Origin of the sequence: Burkholderia sp. BCC1999 (assembly GCF_905339975.1) — a bacterium.
GTDB lineage: Bacteria > Pseudomonadota > Gammaproteobacteria > Burkholderiales > Burkholderiaceae > Burkholderia.
In genome coordinates, this window is record NZ_CAJPHP010000028.1 from 27,922 (window position 1) to 44,543 (window position 16,622).

General features: G+C 67.5%; 16 protein-coding genes. 11 read left to right on the forward strand and 5 right to left on the reverse strand.

Annotation, left to right across the window (positions count from 1 at the left end):
* The first annotated feature begins 114 nt into the window (after positions 1-114).
* A complete protein-coding gene (locus U5809_RS30320; RefSeq protein WP_322089210.1) occupies positions 115-1,452 on the forward strand; it encodes an MFS transporter in 1,338 nt (445 codons plus the stop codon).
* A 101-nt stretch (positions 1,453-1,553) separates the two neighbouring features.
* Complete coding sequence (locus U5809_RS30325) at positions 1,554-2,648, forward strand: porin (RefSeq protein ID WP_322089211.1); 1,095 nt, start codon at positions 1,554-1,556, stop codon at positions 2,646-2,648.
* A gap of 26 nt (positions 2,649-2,674) precedes the next feature.
* Here U5809_RS30325 and U5809_RS30330 read toward each other — a convergent pair whose 3' ends face one another.
* Complete coding sequence (locus U5809_RS30330) at positions 2,675-3,121, reverse strand: hypothetical protein (RefSeq protein WP_322089212.1); 447 nt, start codon at positions 3,119-3,121, stop codon at positions 2,675-2,677.
* Between the two features lie 399 nt (positions 3,122-3,520).
* On the opposite strand from U5809_RS30330, the gene U5809_RS30335 reads away from it, so the two are divergent.
* From U5809_RS30335 to U5809_RS30355, 5 genes are all read left to right on the forward strand, one after another.
* Entirely contained in the window at positions 3,521-5,689 is a 2,169-nt protein-coding gene (locus U5809_RS30335; RefSeq protein ID WP_322089213.1) for a TonB-dependent siderophore receptor, read from the forward strand.
* A gap of 239 nt (positions 5,690-5,928) precedes the next feature.
* Complete coding sequence (locus U5809_RS30340; RefSeq protein WP_322089214.1) at positions 5,929-6,720, forward strand: transcriptional initiation protein Tat; 792 nt, start codon at positions 5,929-5,931, stop codon at positions 6,718-6,720.
* Positions 6,721-6,728: 8 nt separating this feature from the next.
* Positions 6,729-7,793, forward strand: a complete 1,065-nt coding sequence (locus tag U5809_RS30345; RefSeq protein WP_322089215.1) for a substrate-binding domain-containing protein — start codon at positions 6,729-6,731, stop codon at positions 7,791-7,793.
* Between the two features lie 56 nt (positions 7,794-7,849).
* Positions 7,850-8,548 carry a c-type cytochrome gene (locus U5809_RS30350; protein WP_322089216.1) on the forward strand — a complete coding sequence of 233 codons (699 nt, stop codon included), beginning with the start codon at positions 7,850-7,852 and terminating at the stop codon, positions 8,546-8,548.
* Positions 8,545-9,483: a c-type cytochrome gene (locus U5809_RS30355; protein WP_322089217.1), complete on the forward strand. Its 939-nt coding sequence runs from the start codon at positions 8,545-8,547 to the stop codon at positions 9,481-9,483. Before U5809_RS30350 ends, U5809_RS30355 begins: the two co-directional genes overlap by 4 nt.
* A gap of 52 nt (positions 9,484-9,535) precedes the next feature.
* On the opposite strand, the gene U5809_RS30360 is transcribed toward U5809_RS30355, so the two are convergent.
* From U5809_RS30360 to U5809_RS30375, 4 genes are all read right to left on the reverse strand, one after another.
* On the reverse strand, positions 9,536-11,461 hold the full coding sequence (locus tag U5809_RS30360; RefSeq protein WP_322089218.1) for an SMP-30/gluconolaconase/LRE-like region family protein: 1,926 nt from the start codon (positions 11,459-11,461) through the stop codon (positions 9,536-9,538).
* A 100-nt stretch (positions 11,462-11,561) separates the two neighbouring features.
* Positions 11,562-11,735: a hypothetical protein gene (locus U5809_RS30365; protein WP_322089219.1), complete on the reverse strand. Its 174-nt coding sequence runs from the start codon at positions 11,733-11,735 to the stop codon at positions 11,562-11,564.
* A 170-nt stretch (positions 11,736-11,905) separates the two neighbouring features.
* On the reverse strand, positions 11,906-12,337 hold the full coding sequence (locus U5809_RS30370; protein WP_322089220.1) for a GFA family protein: 432 nt from the start codon (positions 12,335-12,337) through the stop codon (positions 11,906-11,908).
* Between the two features lie 93 nt (positions 12,338-12,430).
* Positions 12,431-13,624, reverse strand: a complete 1,194-nt coding sequence (locus tag U5809_RS30375; protein WP_322089221.1) for a porin — start codon at positions 13,622-13,624, stop codon at positions 12,431-12,433.
* A 305-nt stretch (positions 13,625-13,929) separates the two neighbouring features.
* Here U5809_RS30375 and U5809_RS30380 point away from each other — a divergent pair, with 305 nt between their 5' ends.
* The 4 genes from U5809_RS30380 (at position 13,930) to U5809_RS30395 (ending at position 16,610) form a co-directional block, all read left to right on the forward strand.
* Positions 13,930-14,562 (forward strand): LysE family translocator, encoded by a 633-nt coding sequence (locus U5809_RS30380; RefSeq protein WP_322089222.1) that lies wholly within the window; start codon positions 13,930-13,932, stop codon positions 14,560-14,562.
* Positions 14,563-14,574: 12 nt separating this feature from the next.
* A complete protein-coding gene (locus U5809_RS30385) occupies positions 14,575-15,111 on the forward strand; it encodes a GNAT family protein (RefSeq protein ID WP_322089223.1) in 537 nt (178 codons plus the stop codon).
* A 97-nt stretch (positions 15,112-15,208) separates the two neighbouring features.
* Complete coding sequence (locus U5809_RS30390) at positions 15,209-15,943, forward strand: metallophosphoesterase family protein (RefSeq protein WP_322089224.1); 735 nt, start codon at positions 15,209-15,211, stop codon at positions 15,941-15,943.
* A gap of 55 nt (positions 15,944-15,998) precedes the next feature.
* The gene (locus tag U5809_RS30395; protein WP_322089225.1) at positions 15,999-16,610 is read left to right on the forward strand and encodes an alpha/beta fold hydrolase; all 612 of its coding nucleotides are present in this window, start codon (positions 15,999-16,001) and stop codon (positions 16,608-16,610) included.
* Positions 16,611-16,622: the final 12 nt, after the last annotated feature.

The following is a 16,622-nucleotide window of genomic DNA, read 5'->3' on the forward strand; positions in this document are numbered from 1 at the left end:
GGCCCCGGGATGCCCGCCAGCCCACGCATTCGTATTCGCTTTCGTCCCATTCTTTACCGTGGCTTCGATTCCATCCAATTTGATTAGTCATACTATTTTTCAAGGATCTTTGACGTGAGCGCAAGTATCCGCAATACGATCGACGAATCCCCGATGAGCGTGTTCCAGACGATGGCGGTCACGGCCTGCGTCGTGCTGAACATGCTCGACGGCTTCGACGTGCTGGCCATCGCGTTTGCCGCGCCGCATCTGGCGGCCGAATGGAAACTGAGCGGCAAGGAAATCGGTCTGCTGCTGAGTGCCGGGCTGGCCGGCATGGGTATCGGCTCGGTGCTGATCGCGCCGCTGGCCGACCGCGTCGGCCGCCGCCGCATCATCCTGCTCTGCCTCGCCGTGATCTCGACCGGGATGCTCGCCTGCGCGGCCACGCACGGCACGCTGCAACTCGCCGTCGCGCGTGCGTACACGGGGCTCGGCATCGGCGGCATGCTGGCGAGCCTGACCGTCATCAGCGGCGAGTACGCGTCGAACAAATGGCGCAGCGCCGCGATCGGCATGCAGTCGACCGGCTACGCGATCGGCGCCACCGCCGGCGGCGTGATCGCCGGCTACCTGCTGTCGACGTGGGGATGGCGCAGCGTGTTCGCATTCGGCGGCATCCTGACCTTGCTGTCGATCCCGATGGTGCTCGCGCTCCTGCCGGAATCGCTCGACTTCCTGCTGGCGAGGCGTCCGGACAACGCGCTGCAGAAAATCAACCGCATCCTCGCGAGAATGAAGCGCGCGCCGATCGACACGCTGCCGACCTCGTCCATCGACACGGCGAGCCCCTCGTCGAGCTGGACAGCCGTGCTGCGCGCACCGCTTGCGCGCCGCACGATTGCGTTGTGGATCGCGTTCTTCCTCGTGATGGGCAGCTTCTACTTCGTCGTGAGCTGGACGCCGAAGCTGCTGGTCCAGGCCGGGCTGTCGGCATCGCAGGGCGTCACCGGCGGCGTACTGCTCAACCTCGGCGGCATTGCGGGCGCGTCGCTCTTCAGCCTGCTGTCGACGCGGTTCGGCCTGCGCAACCTGCTCGGCGCGACGCTGCTGCTCGGCGGCGTACTGATGGTCGTGTTCGGCGCGAACACGGGCTCGCTCGGCATCGGGATGACCGTCGGCGTGTTCCTCGGCGCCGTGATCAATGCGTGCGTGGCCGGCATGTATGCGCTGTCGCCGACGCCGTACCCCGCCGAAATCCGCACGACCGGCATCGGCCTCGCGGTCGGCATCGGCCGCCTCGGCGCAATCCTGTCGCCGATGACGGTCGGTGCGCTGCTGGACGACGGCTGGTCCGTTTCCCACCTCTACCTCGCGTTCCTCGTGCCGATGGCCGGCGCGGCGATCGCCGTCGCCGTGGCGGGCACGCGTGCCGCGGTACCTCGCCGGCAACGCGATCCGGCGATGTCGTAACACGCAACGCCCGCAGTCTTGCCGATACCCGTCGGCATCCCGGATACGTCCGGGTCATTAAAAAATCAATAAGTAGATCTACATACTGTTTGGAGACAGCCATGAAAACGAAACTGGGCGTCGCACTCGCGACGGCGATGGCGCTGGCCGGACCGGCCTGCGCACAAAGCAGCGTCACGCTGTACGGGATCATCGATACCGGCATGTCCTACTACAACAACGCCGCGCACGGCGGATCGTTCACGGGCGTGCCGACGCTGACCGGCGAGGTGCCGTCACGGTGGGGGCTGAGAGGCACCGAGGATCTCGGCGGCGGCTACCAGGCCTTCTTCGTGCTCGAGAACGGCTTCCAGCCCGGCACCGGCGCGCTGAACTACGGCGGGCGCCTGTTCGGGCGGCAGGCGAACGTCGGCGTGAACAGTCCGTTCGGCGCGCTGACCCTCGGCCGCCAGATGAACATGTCGATGATCGTGCTGACCAATGCCGACGTGATCGGCCCTTCGATTCACTCCATGGCGGATTTCGACTCCTATCTGCCGAACGCGCGCAGCGACAACGCGATCGGCTACAAGGGTACGTTCCACGGCGTGACGCTCGGCGCCACCTACAGCTTCGGCCGCGACGCGGCCGGGCCGGCGGGGCCGTCAGCGACGGGCTGCGCCGGACAGGTGCCCGGCGACATCGTCGCTTGCCGCCAATATACGGCGATGCTCGCGTACGACGCGAGCAATTTCGGGATCGCCGCGTCGCACGACGTGATGCGCGGCGGTGGCGGCGCACTCGCGCCGCTGAACAATCCGGCGTACACCGACACGCGCGACATCGTCGCCGGCTACGTGAAGATCGGCCCCGCGAAACTGGGCGCCGGGTGGATCCGCCGCAACCTCGCGGCGGCCGAACACCTGCAGGCCGATATCATTTTCGCCGGGGGCACGTACTACGCGACGCCCTACCTCGCGCTCGATCTTCAGGGCGTCCGCTACCTGCAACGCCGCGAGAACAGCGAAGGCGGCACGAATGCCACGCTGCTCGTCGGACGCGCGAACTATTTCCTGTCGAAGCGGACGACCGTCTATACGTCGGCGGGCTACATGTTCAACAGCAAGCTGGCCGCGAACGCGGTCGCCGCGGGCGGGACGGTCGGCACCGGGATGAACCAGCTCGGCGTGATGGCCGGCATCCAGCAGAAGTTCTGAACGCCGGACACCGCACCAGCGCATCCTCAATCGGCGAGCCGGCAATGCGAGAGCTTCAACCCCGGCAGCACCGGCGCGTCGATATAGCCCTCGTTCACGCAGCTGAAGCGGAACGCCGACGACGTGACGAACGGCTTGATCTCGCCGCCGGGGAATTTCGGCTTCAGCGCATCCTGGTCGGCCACGTCGAAATGCGTGTCGAACTGCTCGCCGTCGGCCGTCAGCGCGCCGAAGTAGGTGCCGCCCGGGTCGCCGCCCATCCGGATCACGGCGCCGACGAACGCGAGGCGCTTGCCGTCGTATTTCGCCTTCGCGGCGGCCATGTCCTGCGTATAGGCCTCGATCACGGCGCCGTAATGCGCGGCGATCGCGGGTTCGGCGTCCGAAGCCGCGCAAGCAGCCTGGTGAACGCCCGCCAGCAGCGTGCATGCCGCAAGCGCGGCCGCCGCGAACGGCGCGGAAATCTTTTTCATGGGTTGGTCTCCCGTCCAGCGTGGTGGTTGAAGTGATTGAAGCCCGGCGCAACGCCGGATGAATTCGCTTCCGTTGCTTTAATCGTTCGAATGGCGGAATACGGCTGCGATCACTTCGTCACCCGCATGGTCGTGCGCGGTGCTTGGCGCCGCGCGGAACGCGACGTGACAGGACGATGACATGGTGCGGCCCCCGGTTCTCTCATTGAATTTCACTGCGTCTGATTTTGGCCGTTACGGTAGCAGACGGCCGGCGGCCCGGCAACCGAGGCCCGGACGCTGCCGGATATCCCTTTACAATTGCAAATGATTCTCATTACATATATTATGCGCAACCTGGCCGCAACAAAACGCCGCGGCTCGCGACACGATCCTTAGTACTCCATCCTGCCTCGATTCATGCCATCCCGTCGAACGCCCCGCCGCGCCCGGACCCTGCGTCCGTGGCGCGCAAGCCTGCCTGTCCTGATCACCCTGTGCGCCGCGAGCGGCGCGCATGCGGCCAGCGCCGAACCCGTCGCACCCGCATCGACTCCCACGACGCCCGCCGGGCAAGAACTCCCGGTGATCAGCGTCAACGCATCGTCGGCCGTCGACCCGACGGTCGGCTACCAGCCGCGCACCACCAGCATCGCGGGCGGCGACGACCGTTCGCTGAAGGAGATTCCGCAATCGGTCGCGGTGGTCAGCAGCAGCGTGATGCAGGACCAGCAGGCGCGCTCGCTCGACGACGTGCTCGGCAACATCAGCGGCGTCACGCAGACGAACACGCTCGGCGGCACGCGCGACGCGTTCATCAAGCGCGGCTTCGGGTCGAACAACGACGGCTCGGTGCTCGTCGACGGCGTGCGCACGCCGGTGCTGCACAGCTATCTCGCGACGATCGACCGCGTCGAGGTGCTGAAAGGCCCGGCCTCGCTGCTGTACGGGATGCAGGATCCGGGCGGCGTGATCAACCTCGTCACGCGCAAGCCGGAAGACACGTTCGGCGGGTCGATCTCCGCATCGCGCACGAGTCACGGCGGCAGCAGCGCGCAGTTCGATCTCACGGGCCCGCTCGGCAAGCCGGGCCAGGTCGCGGGCGGCACGCTCGCGTTCCGGCTGACCGGCGAATACGACACGAGCCGCTACTGGCGCAGCTTCGGCCGCGAACGCAACGCGCTGATCGCGCCCGCGCTGTCGTGGCACGACGCGAACACGTCGATCGACGTCAGCTACCAGTACGTCGACTACACGATGCCGTTCGATCGCGGCACCGTGCTCGTGAACGGCCAGCTCGACGACGCGCTGCGCTATCGCCGCTACGAGGAGGCGTGGTCGCAAAGCAGCGGCATCCAGGAAACGCTGCGTACGCGCATCGAGCACCGCTTCTCCGAGGCATGGCGCGTGCGCGCAACCTACGGCTGGGGCCGCGACCGCTACGACCAGACCATCACGCGCGCCACCGCGTTCAACAGCAAGACCGGCGCGATGATGCGCTCGTCCGATGCGAACCTCGGACGCAACGATTCCGACCAGATCGCGACGCTCGGCCTGCTCGGCAACGTGACGCTCGCGGGGATGAACCACGCGATCTACATCGGCGGCGAATACGAGCGACAGCGCAGCTTTCGCGGCGACACGATCCGCGGCAAGGCGACGACCGGCTTCAATCTCTACGATCCCGTGTATGGCCTGCTCGCGGCGGGCGGCACGCCCAACGCGAAACAAAGCGATTCGCGCTCGGTCGTGCATGCCTATTCGACGATCGTGCAGGATTCGGTGAAGATCACCGACCGCCTCACCGCGGTGGGCGGGCTGCGCTGGGAAAACTGGCAGCAGGAATCGGGAATGGGGCGGCCGTTCGTGTTCGCCGACCGTTCGCGCGGCAGCGTCTGGCTGCCGCAGTTCGGGCTCGCGTATGCGCTGACGCCGGCGCTGACCGCCTACGCGAACGTGAGCCGCTCGTTCAAGCCGAACGTCGCAACGAACGTCGCCGCGCCGCTCGCGCCGGAATACGGCCGCGTGCTCGAGGCCGGGCTGAAGTTCAGCCTGAAGCCCGCGATCACCGGCACGCTCGCGGTCTACCAGATCGACAAGCGCAACGTCGCGGTCACGGTCGGCGACATCACGTCGACCATCGGCACCGCGCGCTCGCGCGGGATCGAGCTCGACGTGGCCGGGCAAATCACCCGCCACCTGAGCGTGATCGGCAGCTATGCATATACGAATGCGACCGATCGCGACAGCAACACGCCGCTCGTCAACGTCGCGCGCCACACGGGCAGCCTGTTCGCCGTGTACGACACGGCCATCGCAAACCTGCCCGGCCGCTGGCGCTTCGGCGGCGGTGCGCGCCTGGTCGGCGCACGCTCCGGCGACACCGCAAACAGCTTCACGCTGCCCGGCTACGTGACCGTCGACGCGTTCGCGGCGTACGAAACGACGATCGGCAAGTTCCCGACGCGCTTTCAGCTCAACGTGAAGAATCTGCTCGACAAGACCTACTACCCGTCGAGCAACAACAACCTGATCGTCGCGGTCGGCGAGCCGCGGCTCGTTACGCTGACGACGACGGTGTCGTTCTGACGCACCCGCGCGGCCGACGCAGAACGGCATCCGTCGGCCGCGCATCCCCCTGCCCCTCCATACCGCCGCGCCACGCAGCGGCGCCTGCCTCCGGGTCAATCATCAGACCTTCGAATATCTCCCATCCGATATCGCGATTTCCGGGATCGATCGCGCGCCTCTAGACTGGCTACGCGATCGTGACGCCGCGCCGCCGCACGGCAACGCGCCCCCACAAAAACGATTCCGGGAGATACCCCATGTCCGACCGGCACGCGCGCCGAGGCGCGCTCAAGACACTCGGCCTCGCGGCCGGCACCGCACTGCTCGCCGCCACGCGCCAGGCTCACGCCGCGGCGCCTGACACCGCCACGCTGCTGCCTGGCGGCGCCGCGCGCCTCGCCGACCTCACGCGCCGCCTCGCGGCCGCGCCGAGACGGCGCGACTTCAAGACGGTGCCGATGATCCTCGAGCACCTCGACCAGTGGGATCACGCGGCGCTCGCCGAAGTGATCGGCTATCGCGGCGGCCCGAAGCAGGTGTGGGACAACACCGAACTCGGCGGCCCGTGGCTGAACCTGATGCGCAATTCACTGAACGCGCAGATCTGGTCCTACCGTCATCCGGATTTCCTCGTCGTGTCGGCCACGCACGGCAGCGCGCATCTCGCGCTGTTCGACCAGGCCGCGTGGAACAAATACGGCCTCGCGAAATTCGCCGGCGCCGCGTTCCCGGCCAACACGCTGCTCGACGCAAAGCCCGCGCAATCGAAAGGCGTGCAGGACCATGAAGCGCCCGACGGCGCATTCTCGTCGCATGACAACAGCCTCGCCGCGCTACAGCAGCGCGGCGTCGTGTTCCTGTCGTGCCACAACGCGATCTGGGAACTCGCGGAACGGCTCGACAGCGCAAATGCGAACCCGGACAAGCTGCCGCTCGACGCGCTCGCGGCCGACCTGACCAACCACGTGATCCCGTCGGCAATCGTCACGCCGGGCGCGGTCGGCACGCTGCCAGAGCTGCAGCAGGCCGGTTTCACGTACGCGAAATGAGAGCCGCGATGACACCGATCCAAACGAAACCGCTATTGCAATCGCAGTCGCGCCGCCGCCGGCGCACGCTGCGGGCCGCGCTGGCTGCCTGGCTGTGCGGTGCGTCGGCGCTTGCGCTCGCCGCACCCGCCACCACCGACGCGACCGTCTTTCCGCCCTGGCAAGACGGCCGCAACAACGACGCGATCCATCGCGGCCTCGAATTCACGGTGCCGCAAGTCGACGTGCTCGCCGATTTCCACGGCGACCTCACCGCACCGAAGCTCGTGCTGTACGTCGGCGGCAACTACTTCTTCGCGATGGCGCCGCTCGTCGCGAAATTCGAGGAGGACCATCCCGAGTACCGTGGCCGCATCTACTGGGAAACGATCCCGCCCGGGCTGCTCGTGAAGCAGATCCAGGCCGGCGGCACGATCACCGTCGGCAACATGACGTGGACGGTCAAGCCCGACGCGTATTTCGCGGGGCTCGGCAAGATCGACGGCCTGATCGCGGACGGCACGCTCACGGGCCCGGCCGTGCCGTACGTGACGAACCAGCTGACGATCCTGGTGCGCGCCGGCAATCCGAAGCGCATCGCGTCGCTGAACGATCTCGCGCGCGCCGACGTGAAGCTCGCGATGCCGAACCCGGCATTCGAAGGCGTCGCGCGGCAGATCCGCGCGTCGCTCGTGAAGGCCGGCGGCGATACGCTCGCACGCGCCGTCTACGACGACAAGGTGCGCGCCGGCACGACCGAACTCACGCACATCCATCATCGGGAAACCGCGCTGTTCCTGATGCAGGGGCGCGCGGACGCGGGCGTGCTGTGGCAATCCGAAGCGGCGTTCCAGGAACAGGTCGGGCATCCGCTGATGCACATCGACATTCCGGCCGCGCAGAATACGACGGCGATCTATGCCGGCGCGATGGTGAAGGACGCGCCGCATCCGGAAGCCGCGCGCGCGTGGCTCGCGTTCATCCGGTCGCCGGAAGCGTTCCGGATCTTCGAGCGCTACGGTTTCGGCCGATACGATGCGACGCGGCCGACGCAGCACCTCGCGCCGCAGCAGGACGGGCCCGCCGCCGGCTGACCGCCGGTCGCGCCGCCGCACGGGGCGCACACCACATACAACAAGGAGGGGGACACGTGAACGATACGGTCGATACACCGCGAGCACCATCGCGACGCCGGTTCGCGCCGCTGCTGCTCGCCGCCGCCGCGCTGCTGGCCGGCCACGCGCACGCGGAGGACGCAACGTCCGGCAAGACGATCGCGACGCAGGGCACGGCGACGGGCGTGGCCGCCTGCATCGGCTGCCACGGCAGCCAGGGCGAAGGCAACGCGGCGGCCGGCTTCCCGCGCCTCGCGGGCACCAACGCCGCGTACCTGTCCGCGCAGCTTGCCGCGTTCGCGGACGGCAGCCGCCAGAACCCGATCATGCAGCCGCTCTCGAAGCTGCTGTCGCCGCACGAGCGCGACGCCGTCTCCGCGTACTTCGCGAGCCTGCCCGCGCCGGCCAGCGTCTTCACGCCCGACGATGCCTCGATCGATCCGGCGAACACCGGTGCGTGGCTCGCCACGCGCGGGCGCTGGTCGCAGGGCCTGCCCGCGTGCGCCCAATGTCACGGCCCCGGCGGCCTTGGCGTCGGCACCGCGTTTCCGCCGCTCGCGGGCCAGCCGGCCGCGTATGTCGCCGGCCAGTTGAACGGCTGGAAACACGGCACGCGTCCGCCCGGGCCAATGGGATTGATGCCGATGATCGCCGGCAAGCTGTCCGACGCCGACATCGACGCGGTGGCCGCCTACTATGCGCGCGGCGGCGCCGCACAAGGAGACAAGCGATGATCGACCGCACGACGCTGATCCGCCACGCCCGCGCGACGTTGCTCGGCATGGCCTGGTTGCCTGCGCTCGCGTTCGCGGCGACCCCGCAGGACGCACCGGCCGCCGCGTCCTCGCCCGCGACCGCCCCCGCCGCCGCGCCGGCGCCCAGGCCGTTCACGCCGCCGCCCGAATCGGCGATCCCTGCCGACGACTTCGGCAAGACCGTGAAGCTCGGCGAACAGATCTTCCTGCACACGCCCGAGTTCGCGGGCAAGTACGTCGGCAACAAGCTGACCTGTGCGAGCTGTCACCTCGACGCCGGACGCCGGCCCGATTCGAGCCCGATGTGGGCCGCATACCTGCTGTATCCGGCGTACCGCAGCAAGAACGGCCACGTGAACACGTTCTCCGAACGCCTGCAGGGGTGCTTCCGCTACAGCATGAACGGCAAGGCGCCGCCGGCCGGCGACCCGATCCTCGTCGCGCTCGAGACGTATTCGTACTGGCTTGCGAAGGGCGCGCCGGTCGGCACGAAGCTGCCGGGCCAGGGATTCCCGAAATTGCCGCCGCCCGCGCAGAAAGCCGACTACACACGCGGCGCAGCCGTCTACACGCAGCACTGCGCGCTGTGTCACGGCGCGGACGGTCAGGGTCAGTCGAGCGGCGGCAAGCCGGCGTTCCCGGCACTGTGGGGCGCGCGCTCGTTCAACTGGGGCGCGGGGATGGGCGACATCCGCAACGCAGCCGGCTTCATCAAGGCGAACATGCCGCTCGGGCTCGGCGGCACGTTGACCGATCAGGAAGCGTGGGACGTCGCGACCTTCATGGACAGCCACGAACGCCCGCAGGACCCACGCTTCACGGGCTCCGTGCAGGACACACGCGCGAAGTTCCACGATTCGCCCGACTCGATGTACGGACGCAGCGTGAACGGCCGCGTGCTCGGCGCGCCGTGACGATCGGCCGCGCCGGTCGAGTCGGCCGGCGCGGCAGGCGCGGCCGACTCGGTCACGGATGCCAGCGATACACGACGATGCTCGACCCGTTGTAGTTGTCCTTCGTGATCACGTACTCGCCGGTCGAGCGAAGGTACGCGCGCACACCGTACATCGAGTCGACGTCGTTGCCGACATCCATCGCCGACGTGTTCGAATTCGTCAGCGTCGTGACGAGCGCACCGGTGTTCAGGTCGAACACATCGATGTTCGGCACCGTGTGCACATAGCCGACGAACAGGTAGTGGCCGGCCGCCGCGATCGACTTCGGGTTCGCGCTCGTCAGGTTGATCACCGGGTTCGGCGCGTTCGTGTTGCCGTTCTTCCAGCCGTGATAGACCTCGATGTGCCCGTTCATCGCGGTCCAGTCCCAGTTGCCCGCCAGACCCTGCGCGAGGATCATCGTGTCGCTGTCGGCCTGGTAGATGATGCGCGTGACCGGCGCGACGCTAGTTGGCACGGGCGTCGTCGTCGCCTTGCCCCACGACGGCTTGCCGGTCGCGTCGAAGCCCGTCATCGGGTAGCGCGCAATCACGTTCGATCCGTTCAACCCGGCCCACACGTCGCCGTTGCCGTCGATGTCGAAACCGGCCGTCACCTGCAGCGTCGTGTTGAACGGCTTGCCCGGCAGCGAACCGGCCGGAATCGCGATATAGCCGCTCGCGGTGTTGAAGTAATAGAAGTTGAAGTTGCCGGGGTTCTGGCCCGACGCGACGAGGATCCGGTTGCCGCCGACGTTCACGACCTGGCCGAAGTGCTGGCCGCGCTGGTAGTCGTTCATGTCGAGGCGCGGGTCCTTCGGATAGGTGAACGGGTCGACCGTGTTCGCGACGAACGTACCGCCCGCCGAGCCCGTATATACGTTGTTGCCGCTGTAGAACAACGTGCCGTCCGTCACCGGATCGGGCGCGGCGATCCCCTCGAAGTTCAGCGCCTGCAGCTTCCACTGCAGCGCGCCCGTCGGGCTGTACGAATGGAGGTCGGTGCTGCCGTTGCGGCCGAGATCCCAGCCGCCGCCCCAGGCATTGTTCAGCACGTACAGGTTACCGGCCGAATCCTTGCCGAGCGCGGCGACGCGCGTGAAGCGCTTGTCGCCGACCTGCCCCTTGATGCCCGTCGTCGTGTCGAGATAGCCGCCCTGCACGCCGAACGTGCCGACCTGTACGGGCAAGCCGAGCAGCCCGGTGTAGACCTTGATGTTCATGTCGGGCCCTTCGTCGCCCACCATCAACCGGCCCAGCGAAGCATCGAAGAAGAGCGACGCCGGCCGCGCGCCGGCCGCCATCTGGATCGTGCTCATCGCGGCGCCGGTCGCGCTGAACTGCGCGACGACGCCCGCACTCTTGCGCGCGACCCACAGGTTGCCGGCCGCATCGAGCGCCAGCGCGCCCGGTCCCGATACGCCGATGTCGCGCTGCCATACGCCGTCGGTCGTATAGACGCGCACGCGATTGCCGTAGAAGTCGCTCACGTACAGCAGGTTGCCGCCCGTCGCGAGGCCCGTGATCACGTCCGCATACTGAATGCCCGTCCACGTGCTGACCGGGATGCGCAGGTCGCGCTGGTTCGAGCTTCGGTTGTAGCGGCCCACCGAGCCGCTGCCGAACGTGCGGTTGTAGCCGAGCGCGACGAACAGCGACGTCGAATTGCCGGTGATCGCCCCGCCCTGGAATTCGTCGTGGATACCGATCGTGCCGAGCGGCTGACCGTTCTGGTAGATCGCGACGCCGCCCGCGTTCTCGTCCCAGCGCGACGCCGTGTAGATCACGCCTTCGGGCGCGACCCACATCGAGCGCGCGCCGTTGCCGACGTGCGAGACCAGCGTGCCGTACGTGTTCGCGAGCCAGTCCGTCGAATACTGCACCTGCGCGTGACTCGCCGGCGCCAGCATCGCCATGCACATTCCCAGCAACGCCGCGCGAATTTGTTTCATTGACATGAATAATGCTCCCAGACGATCAATGGTCGACACTGTAAATCGCGGCGCATGAAATATTGGTGATTTCGGCAAATACGCATTCGCCTTTATCACGGATTATTCACTCCGCGCCTTTTGCCGTCCGGCGCTTTTTCGTCAACGAAGGTAAACCCGCGAAACCACGCCGCAACGGCTTGCCGGCCGCACGATTTCGGTGCTTTTCCCCGGCATTTTCTTCCGGTTCGACCAATGCGAATACGTCATTTTTTCTGATATGTCCGCATTGCTTTTTCATTCCCCGGAAATCATTTCAATGATTACAAATCGAAATTGAAATGAAAGAGAAAAAATAATATTCGGCCCGATCGATTTTTCGCGATCTGGCGCACCGGGGGAAGCGGGAGGGAAAAGAGGAATGCGGCGGGGAAACCGCGCACCGGCGACGCCGGCACGCGCAGCGATCGATCAGGCCGCCGGGTCGAGCGTCGGGCCGTCCCAGCCGTCAAGGTATTTCGGCAGCGCATCGACGACGTCGATCACGCGTTGCCGGTAGAACAGATGCATCGTCGGCCGCAGGTCGCCGGGCAGTTGCCCGCCGTGCGCACGCGCGGCCAGGCTGTTCGGCACGACGCGCATGTCGAGCCGGTTCGTCCCGAACACGATCTCGCCGCACGACGCGCACCACGTGCGCGACATCGACTTCTCCGGATGCGGGAACGTCGCGTGGCTACCGTCGATGCTCACCTGCTCCGGCGGCCATGCGGTTGCGGACAGCATCGGCGTGCCGTAGAAGTCGCGGCACATCGTGCAATGGCAGTTCGCGCGCGCCGCCGGTTCGCCACGCAGCGTGACGGTCACGGCACCGCACCGGCAGCGCGCGGAAAGCGTTCGGGTCATGTCGTCTCCTCTGAAAGGGAGGCGACAGTATAGGAGCATGCATCGAGGCCCGCGTCGACCGCGGGCCCCGTTGCGCACGCAACGACCGCTGCGTCAGAACTTCTGGCGAAGCCCGAGGCTGACGATCGCCTGCGACCGCGAGTCGGACGAGTGGCCGTTCGCCTTGTCGGACACCGACGCGGTCGCGGCCACCGGACGGCCGAGCGCGTCGAGCGTCATGCCCGACGCATGCTGGTACGCGCCGAGCAGGTACACGCTGGTGCGCTTCGACAGGTCGTACACGGCGCCGAGCGTGACGTTGTGATACTGCGCGCGATCGTCGACGCCATCGACATCGCTGCCGCGCGTGTAGCTGTAGCCCGCGAACAGTTGCGTCTGCGGCTGCACGTTCCAGCGCGTAAACACGCCCGCGACGTTGAACGTCGCGTGACCGGTGAACAGCGACTGGCCGCCGCTGCGGTACTGCACGTTGCTGTAGTTCACGCCGACGACAGCCGTGCCGAAGTCGTACGTCGCGCCCGTTGCGATCACCTGCTGCGATTGCGCGCTCGCATAGCCTTCGTTGATCGACGAGTTGAAGAGGCCGTCATCGGTGCTCTGCCACTTGCCGGCCGTCGGGTCGGTCGCGCCCGTCTTGCTGTTGTCCGAACGCTCGTAGCCGACGCCGACGCGCAGCGGGCCCGCCGCGTACGCCGCGCCGACGCTCCACGTGTTGCGCTGCTTCATGCTGCCCGGCTGGCTGCCGAAACCGTACAGCGCGCCGAACGTGAAGCCCGAGTAATTCGCGCTCGTGTACTTGATCGAGCTGTCGACGCGGGCGGTCTGGTCGAGATCGTCGATGTCGCCCGGATGTGCGCCGAAACCGCCGATGAACGACGACGGACCGACCGGGCTCACGAAGTCGTCGAGCGACGTGTACTGGCGGCCGAGCGTGACCGTGCCGTAGCGGTCGCTGCCGACGCCGACGAATGCCTGGCGGCCAAACTGGCGGCCGCCCTGGCCCGACGTGCCGTTCGTGACGTCGAAGCCGTTCTCGAGGACGAACAGCGCGCGCATCCCGCCGCCGAGATCCTCGGAACCCTTGATGCCCCAGCGGCTGCCCGACAGGTTGCCGGTCGTGAGCGCGACGTTCGAATGCCCGGTGTAGGCGCCCGCCGAGCCGACCCGTTCGTTGCTGCGGTAGGTCACGCCCGCGTCGACGATGCCGTACAGCGTGACGGAGCTTTGCGCGGCGGCGATACCCGCGAGCGAGAGCAGCAGCGGGGCTGCGATCAGTTGCTTGTTCATGGTTTTATGTCTCCGGGCGGTGAACCCGTTGTTCTGGCGTGCTGTTGCGAGTAGCGCGCGCGGGCGCCGAGAACCGCCGGCGGTCCGAGGCCGGCAGCGTCCGCGCGCGACGACGCGGCGGGCATGCCCGCTGCGGCCGCCATGGTAGATGGAACCGGTTCCGTTCCAAAGCGGAATAATGACAACAGTTTTTTGCCAAAATCGAGATAGTCGGGGCGCGGCCGTCTTTGACGGCTGCCGCGCCTGTACAGCACGGGCTGGCACACCCGATAATCGAGCGCGCCCCTTCCCTCGGGAGTTCCGTCATGCATGAAACGACCTTGCTGATCTTCGCCGCCGTCGCGTTCGTCGGCATCGCGACACCCGGCCCGACCGTGCTGCTCGCGCTGACCAACGGCTCGCGCTACGGCGTGCGCCGCGCGGCCTACGGTTTCGCGGGCGCGATGCTGTCCGACTTCGTGCTGATCGTCGCGGTCGCGCTCGGCCTCGGCGCGCTGCTGATGGCGTCGGCGTTCTGGTTCTCGGTGGTGAAGTGGCTCGGCGCCGCCTACCTCGCGTATGTCGGCATCCGGCTGCTGATGTCGAAGGGGGCGCTCGATGTCGCCGCCGCGCAAAACGGCACGGCAGCCGAGCGCAATGCGTCGATCTTCGCGAAGAGCTTCCTGACCGCGGTCACGAACCCGAAGGGCTATCTGTTCTTCTCCGCGTTCCTGCCGCAATTCCTCGATCCGTCCGCGCCGCTCGCGCCGCAGTACGTCGCACTCGCGGTCACGTTCGCGCTGCTCGACGGCGCGGTGATGTTCGGCTACGCGCTGCTCGGCGCACGCGCGGTGCGGCTGCTGAAACGCTCGGGCGCGCTGTGGCTCGAACGCACCTGCGGCGCGATGCTGCTCGCGCTCGCCGGTTCGCTGGCGCTGTACCGGCGCCATGCGACGTAGGAGCCCGTTCCGATGAAAATTGCCGCACCGCCCCGCTCCGGCTTTCCCGGCCTGTCGCTCAGGCAACTCGACCGCGCTGACCTCGACGCGTGGTACGCGTACCTGTCGAACCCCGACGTCTTCCACCACACGAGCTGGAACCTGCGCACACCCGACGATCTGCTGCCGCTGTTCGACAACATCGAATCGGCCGATCCGGATTCGATCCGGCGTCTCGCGATCATCGATACCGCATCGGGCATGCTCGCGGGGACGGTCGGGCTGCACACGGTGTCCACCGTGAACCGCTCGGCGGAGATTGCGTACGACCTCGCGCCGCCGTACTGGGGGCGCGGCGTCGCAAGCGCCGTGTGCGAAGCCGTCACCGCGTGGGCGTTCACGCATGGCGGCTTCATGCGCATGCAGGCCGTCGTGCTGACCAGCAACGCGGGCTCCGCGCGCGTGCTGCAGAAGTGCGGCTACCGCTACGAAGGGCTGTTGCGCGCCTACAAGATGGTGCGCGGCACGCCGGGCGATTTCGCAATGTACGCGCGCCTCGCGACCGACTGACGCGCAGCATGCGGCATCGCGCGCCGATGCCGTGAAGCGATTGGACGACCCGTGCCGAATTGGCGACAATCGCCGTTCACCTCATCGACACTCCGCCATGAAAATTGCCGCGCTTTCCGACATCCACGGCAACCTCGCCGCGCTCGACGCGGTGCTCGACGACGTCCGCCGCCGCGGCGCCGACGTGATCGTCAATCTCGGCGACATCGTATCGGGCGCGCTCCATCCGGCCGAAACGGCCGACCGCCTGATCGCGCTCGATTTGCCGACCGTCAAGGGCAATCACGAGCGGCAGTTGCTGACCTACGATCGAGAAGCGATGCGGCTGTCCGATCGCTGGGCGCACGACACGCTGCGCGACGACCAGCGCGACTGGATCGCCGCGCTGCCCGAACGCATGACGCTCGACGACGACGTACTGATGGTGCACGGCACGCCGGCCAGCGATCTCGTCTACTTCCTCGAAACGGTCACGCCCGACGGCTGCCGCGCAGCCACGCCCGATGAAATCGCGCAGCGCGCGGGCAGCGAAACAGCCTCGCTGATCCTGTGCGGCCACACGCACGTGCCGCGCACCGCGAAGCTCGACGACGGCCGGCTGATCGTCAATCCGGGCAGCGTCGGACTGCAGGCGTACGAGGACGACCTGCCGCATCCGCACCGTATCGAGACGGGCTCGCCGCATGCGCGCTACGCAATGGTGTCGCGCACGGCGGCCGGCTGGAACGTCGAATTCCATGCGGTCGAATACGACTGGCACACGGCCGCCGTCACCGCGGCCTCGCGCGGGCGCGACGACTGGACCGTCGCGCTGCGCACCGGCCGCTGCTGACACGCGCGCCGCCCGATCACCCCGCTTCGCTTCTTTCGAAGGAAAATCGAGCGCCATGCCCGTTCCGTCGCAACTGCTCTTCCTGCCCGGTGCATCGGGCAGCACTGCTTTCTGGCAGCCGCTGGCCGGCCTGCTGACGCATCCGGCCGAGCGGCGGATCGTCGCCTATCCGGGCTTCGGCGACACGCCGCGCAATCCGGCCGTCGACGATTTCGACAGCCTCGTGCGCGATGTCCTCGAGCAGATCGACCGGCCGACCGCCGTGATCGCCCAATCGATGGGCGGCGTAATCGCGATGCGCGCGGCGCTCGACAAGCCGGGGCTCGTCACGCACCTCGTGCTGACGGTCACGTCCGGCGGGCTCGACATGGCAGGGCTCGGTGCGCAGGACTGGCGGGCCGGTTTCGCCGAGGCAAACCCGCAGTTGCCCGACTGGTTCCTGACGTTCCGCGCGGACTTCTCGCAAGAAATCGGCCGCGTTGCACAGCCGACGCTGCTGCTGTGGGGCGACGACGATCCGATCAGCCCCGTCGCGGCCGGCCGGCGCCTGCTCGAACAACTGCCCGATGCGCAGCTGCATGTCGTGCCGGGCGGCCGGCACGATCTCGCGGCCGTGCATGCGCAAGCGCTCGCCCCGCTCGTCGACGCGCATCTGCAGCGCGTGTGACGTCACGCGCGC

Bases quoted from the DNA above. Each gene is read 5' to 3' on its own strand.
- U5809_RS30325 (WP_322089211.1), top strand. From the start codon at position 1,554: ATGAAAACGAAACTGGGCGTCGCACTCGCGACGGCGATGGCGCTGGCC.
- U5809_RS30330 (WP_322089212.1), bottom strand. From the start codon at position 3,121: ATGAAAAAGATTTCCGCGCCGTTCGCGGCGGCCGCGCTTGCGGCATGC.
- U5809_RS30335 (WP_322089213.1), top strand. From the start codon at position 3,521: ATGCCATCCCGTCGAACGCCCCGCCGCGCCCGGACCCTGCGTCCGTGG.
- U5809_RS30340 (WP_322089214.1), top strand. From the start codon at position 5,929: ATGTCCGACCGGCACGCGCGCCGAGGCGCGCTCAAGACACTCGGCCTC.
- U5809_RS30345 (WP_322089215.1), top strand. From the start codon at position 6,729: ATGACACCGATCCAAACGAAACCGCTATTGCAATCGCAGTCGCGCCGC.
- U5809_RS30355 (WP_322089217.1), top strand. From the start codon at position 8,545: ATGATCGACCGCACGACGCTGATCCGCCACGCCCGCGCGACGTTGCTC.
- U5809_RS30360 (WP_322089218.1), bottom strand. From the start codon at position 11,461: ATGTCAATGAAACAAATTCGCGCGGCGTTGCTGGGAATGTGCATGGCG.
- U5809_RS30365 (WP_322089219.1), bottom strand. From the start codon at position 11,735: ATGAAAAAGCAATGCGGACATATCAGAAAAAATGACGTATTCGCATTG.
- U5809_RS30370 (WP_322089220.1), bottom strand. From the start codon at position 12,337: ATGACCCGAACGCTTTCCGCGCGCTGCCGGTGCGGTGCCGTGACCGTC.
- U5809_RS30375 (WP_322089221.1), bottom strand. From the start codon at position 13,624: ATGAACAAGCAACTGATCGCAGCCCCGCTGCTGCTCTCGCTCGCGGGT.
- U5809_RS30380 (WP_322089222.1), top strand. From the start codon at position 13,930: ATGCATGAAACGACCTTGCTGATCTTCGCCGCCGTCGCGTTCGTCGGC.
- U5809_RS30385 (WP_322089223.1), top strand. From the start codon at position 14,575: ATGAAAATTGCCGCACCGCCCCGCTCCGGCTTTCCCGGCCTGTCGCTC.
- U5809_RS30390 (WP_322089224.1), top strand. From the start codon at position 15,209: ATGAAAATTGCCGCGCTTTCCGACATCCACGGCAACCTCGCCGCGCTC.
- U5809_RS30395 (WP_322089225.1), top strand. From the start codon at position 15,999: ATGCCCGTTCCGTCGCAACTGCTCTTCCTGCCCGGTGCATCGGGCAGC.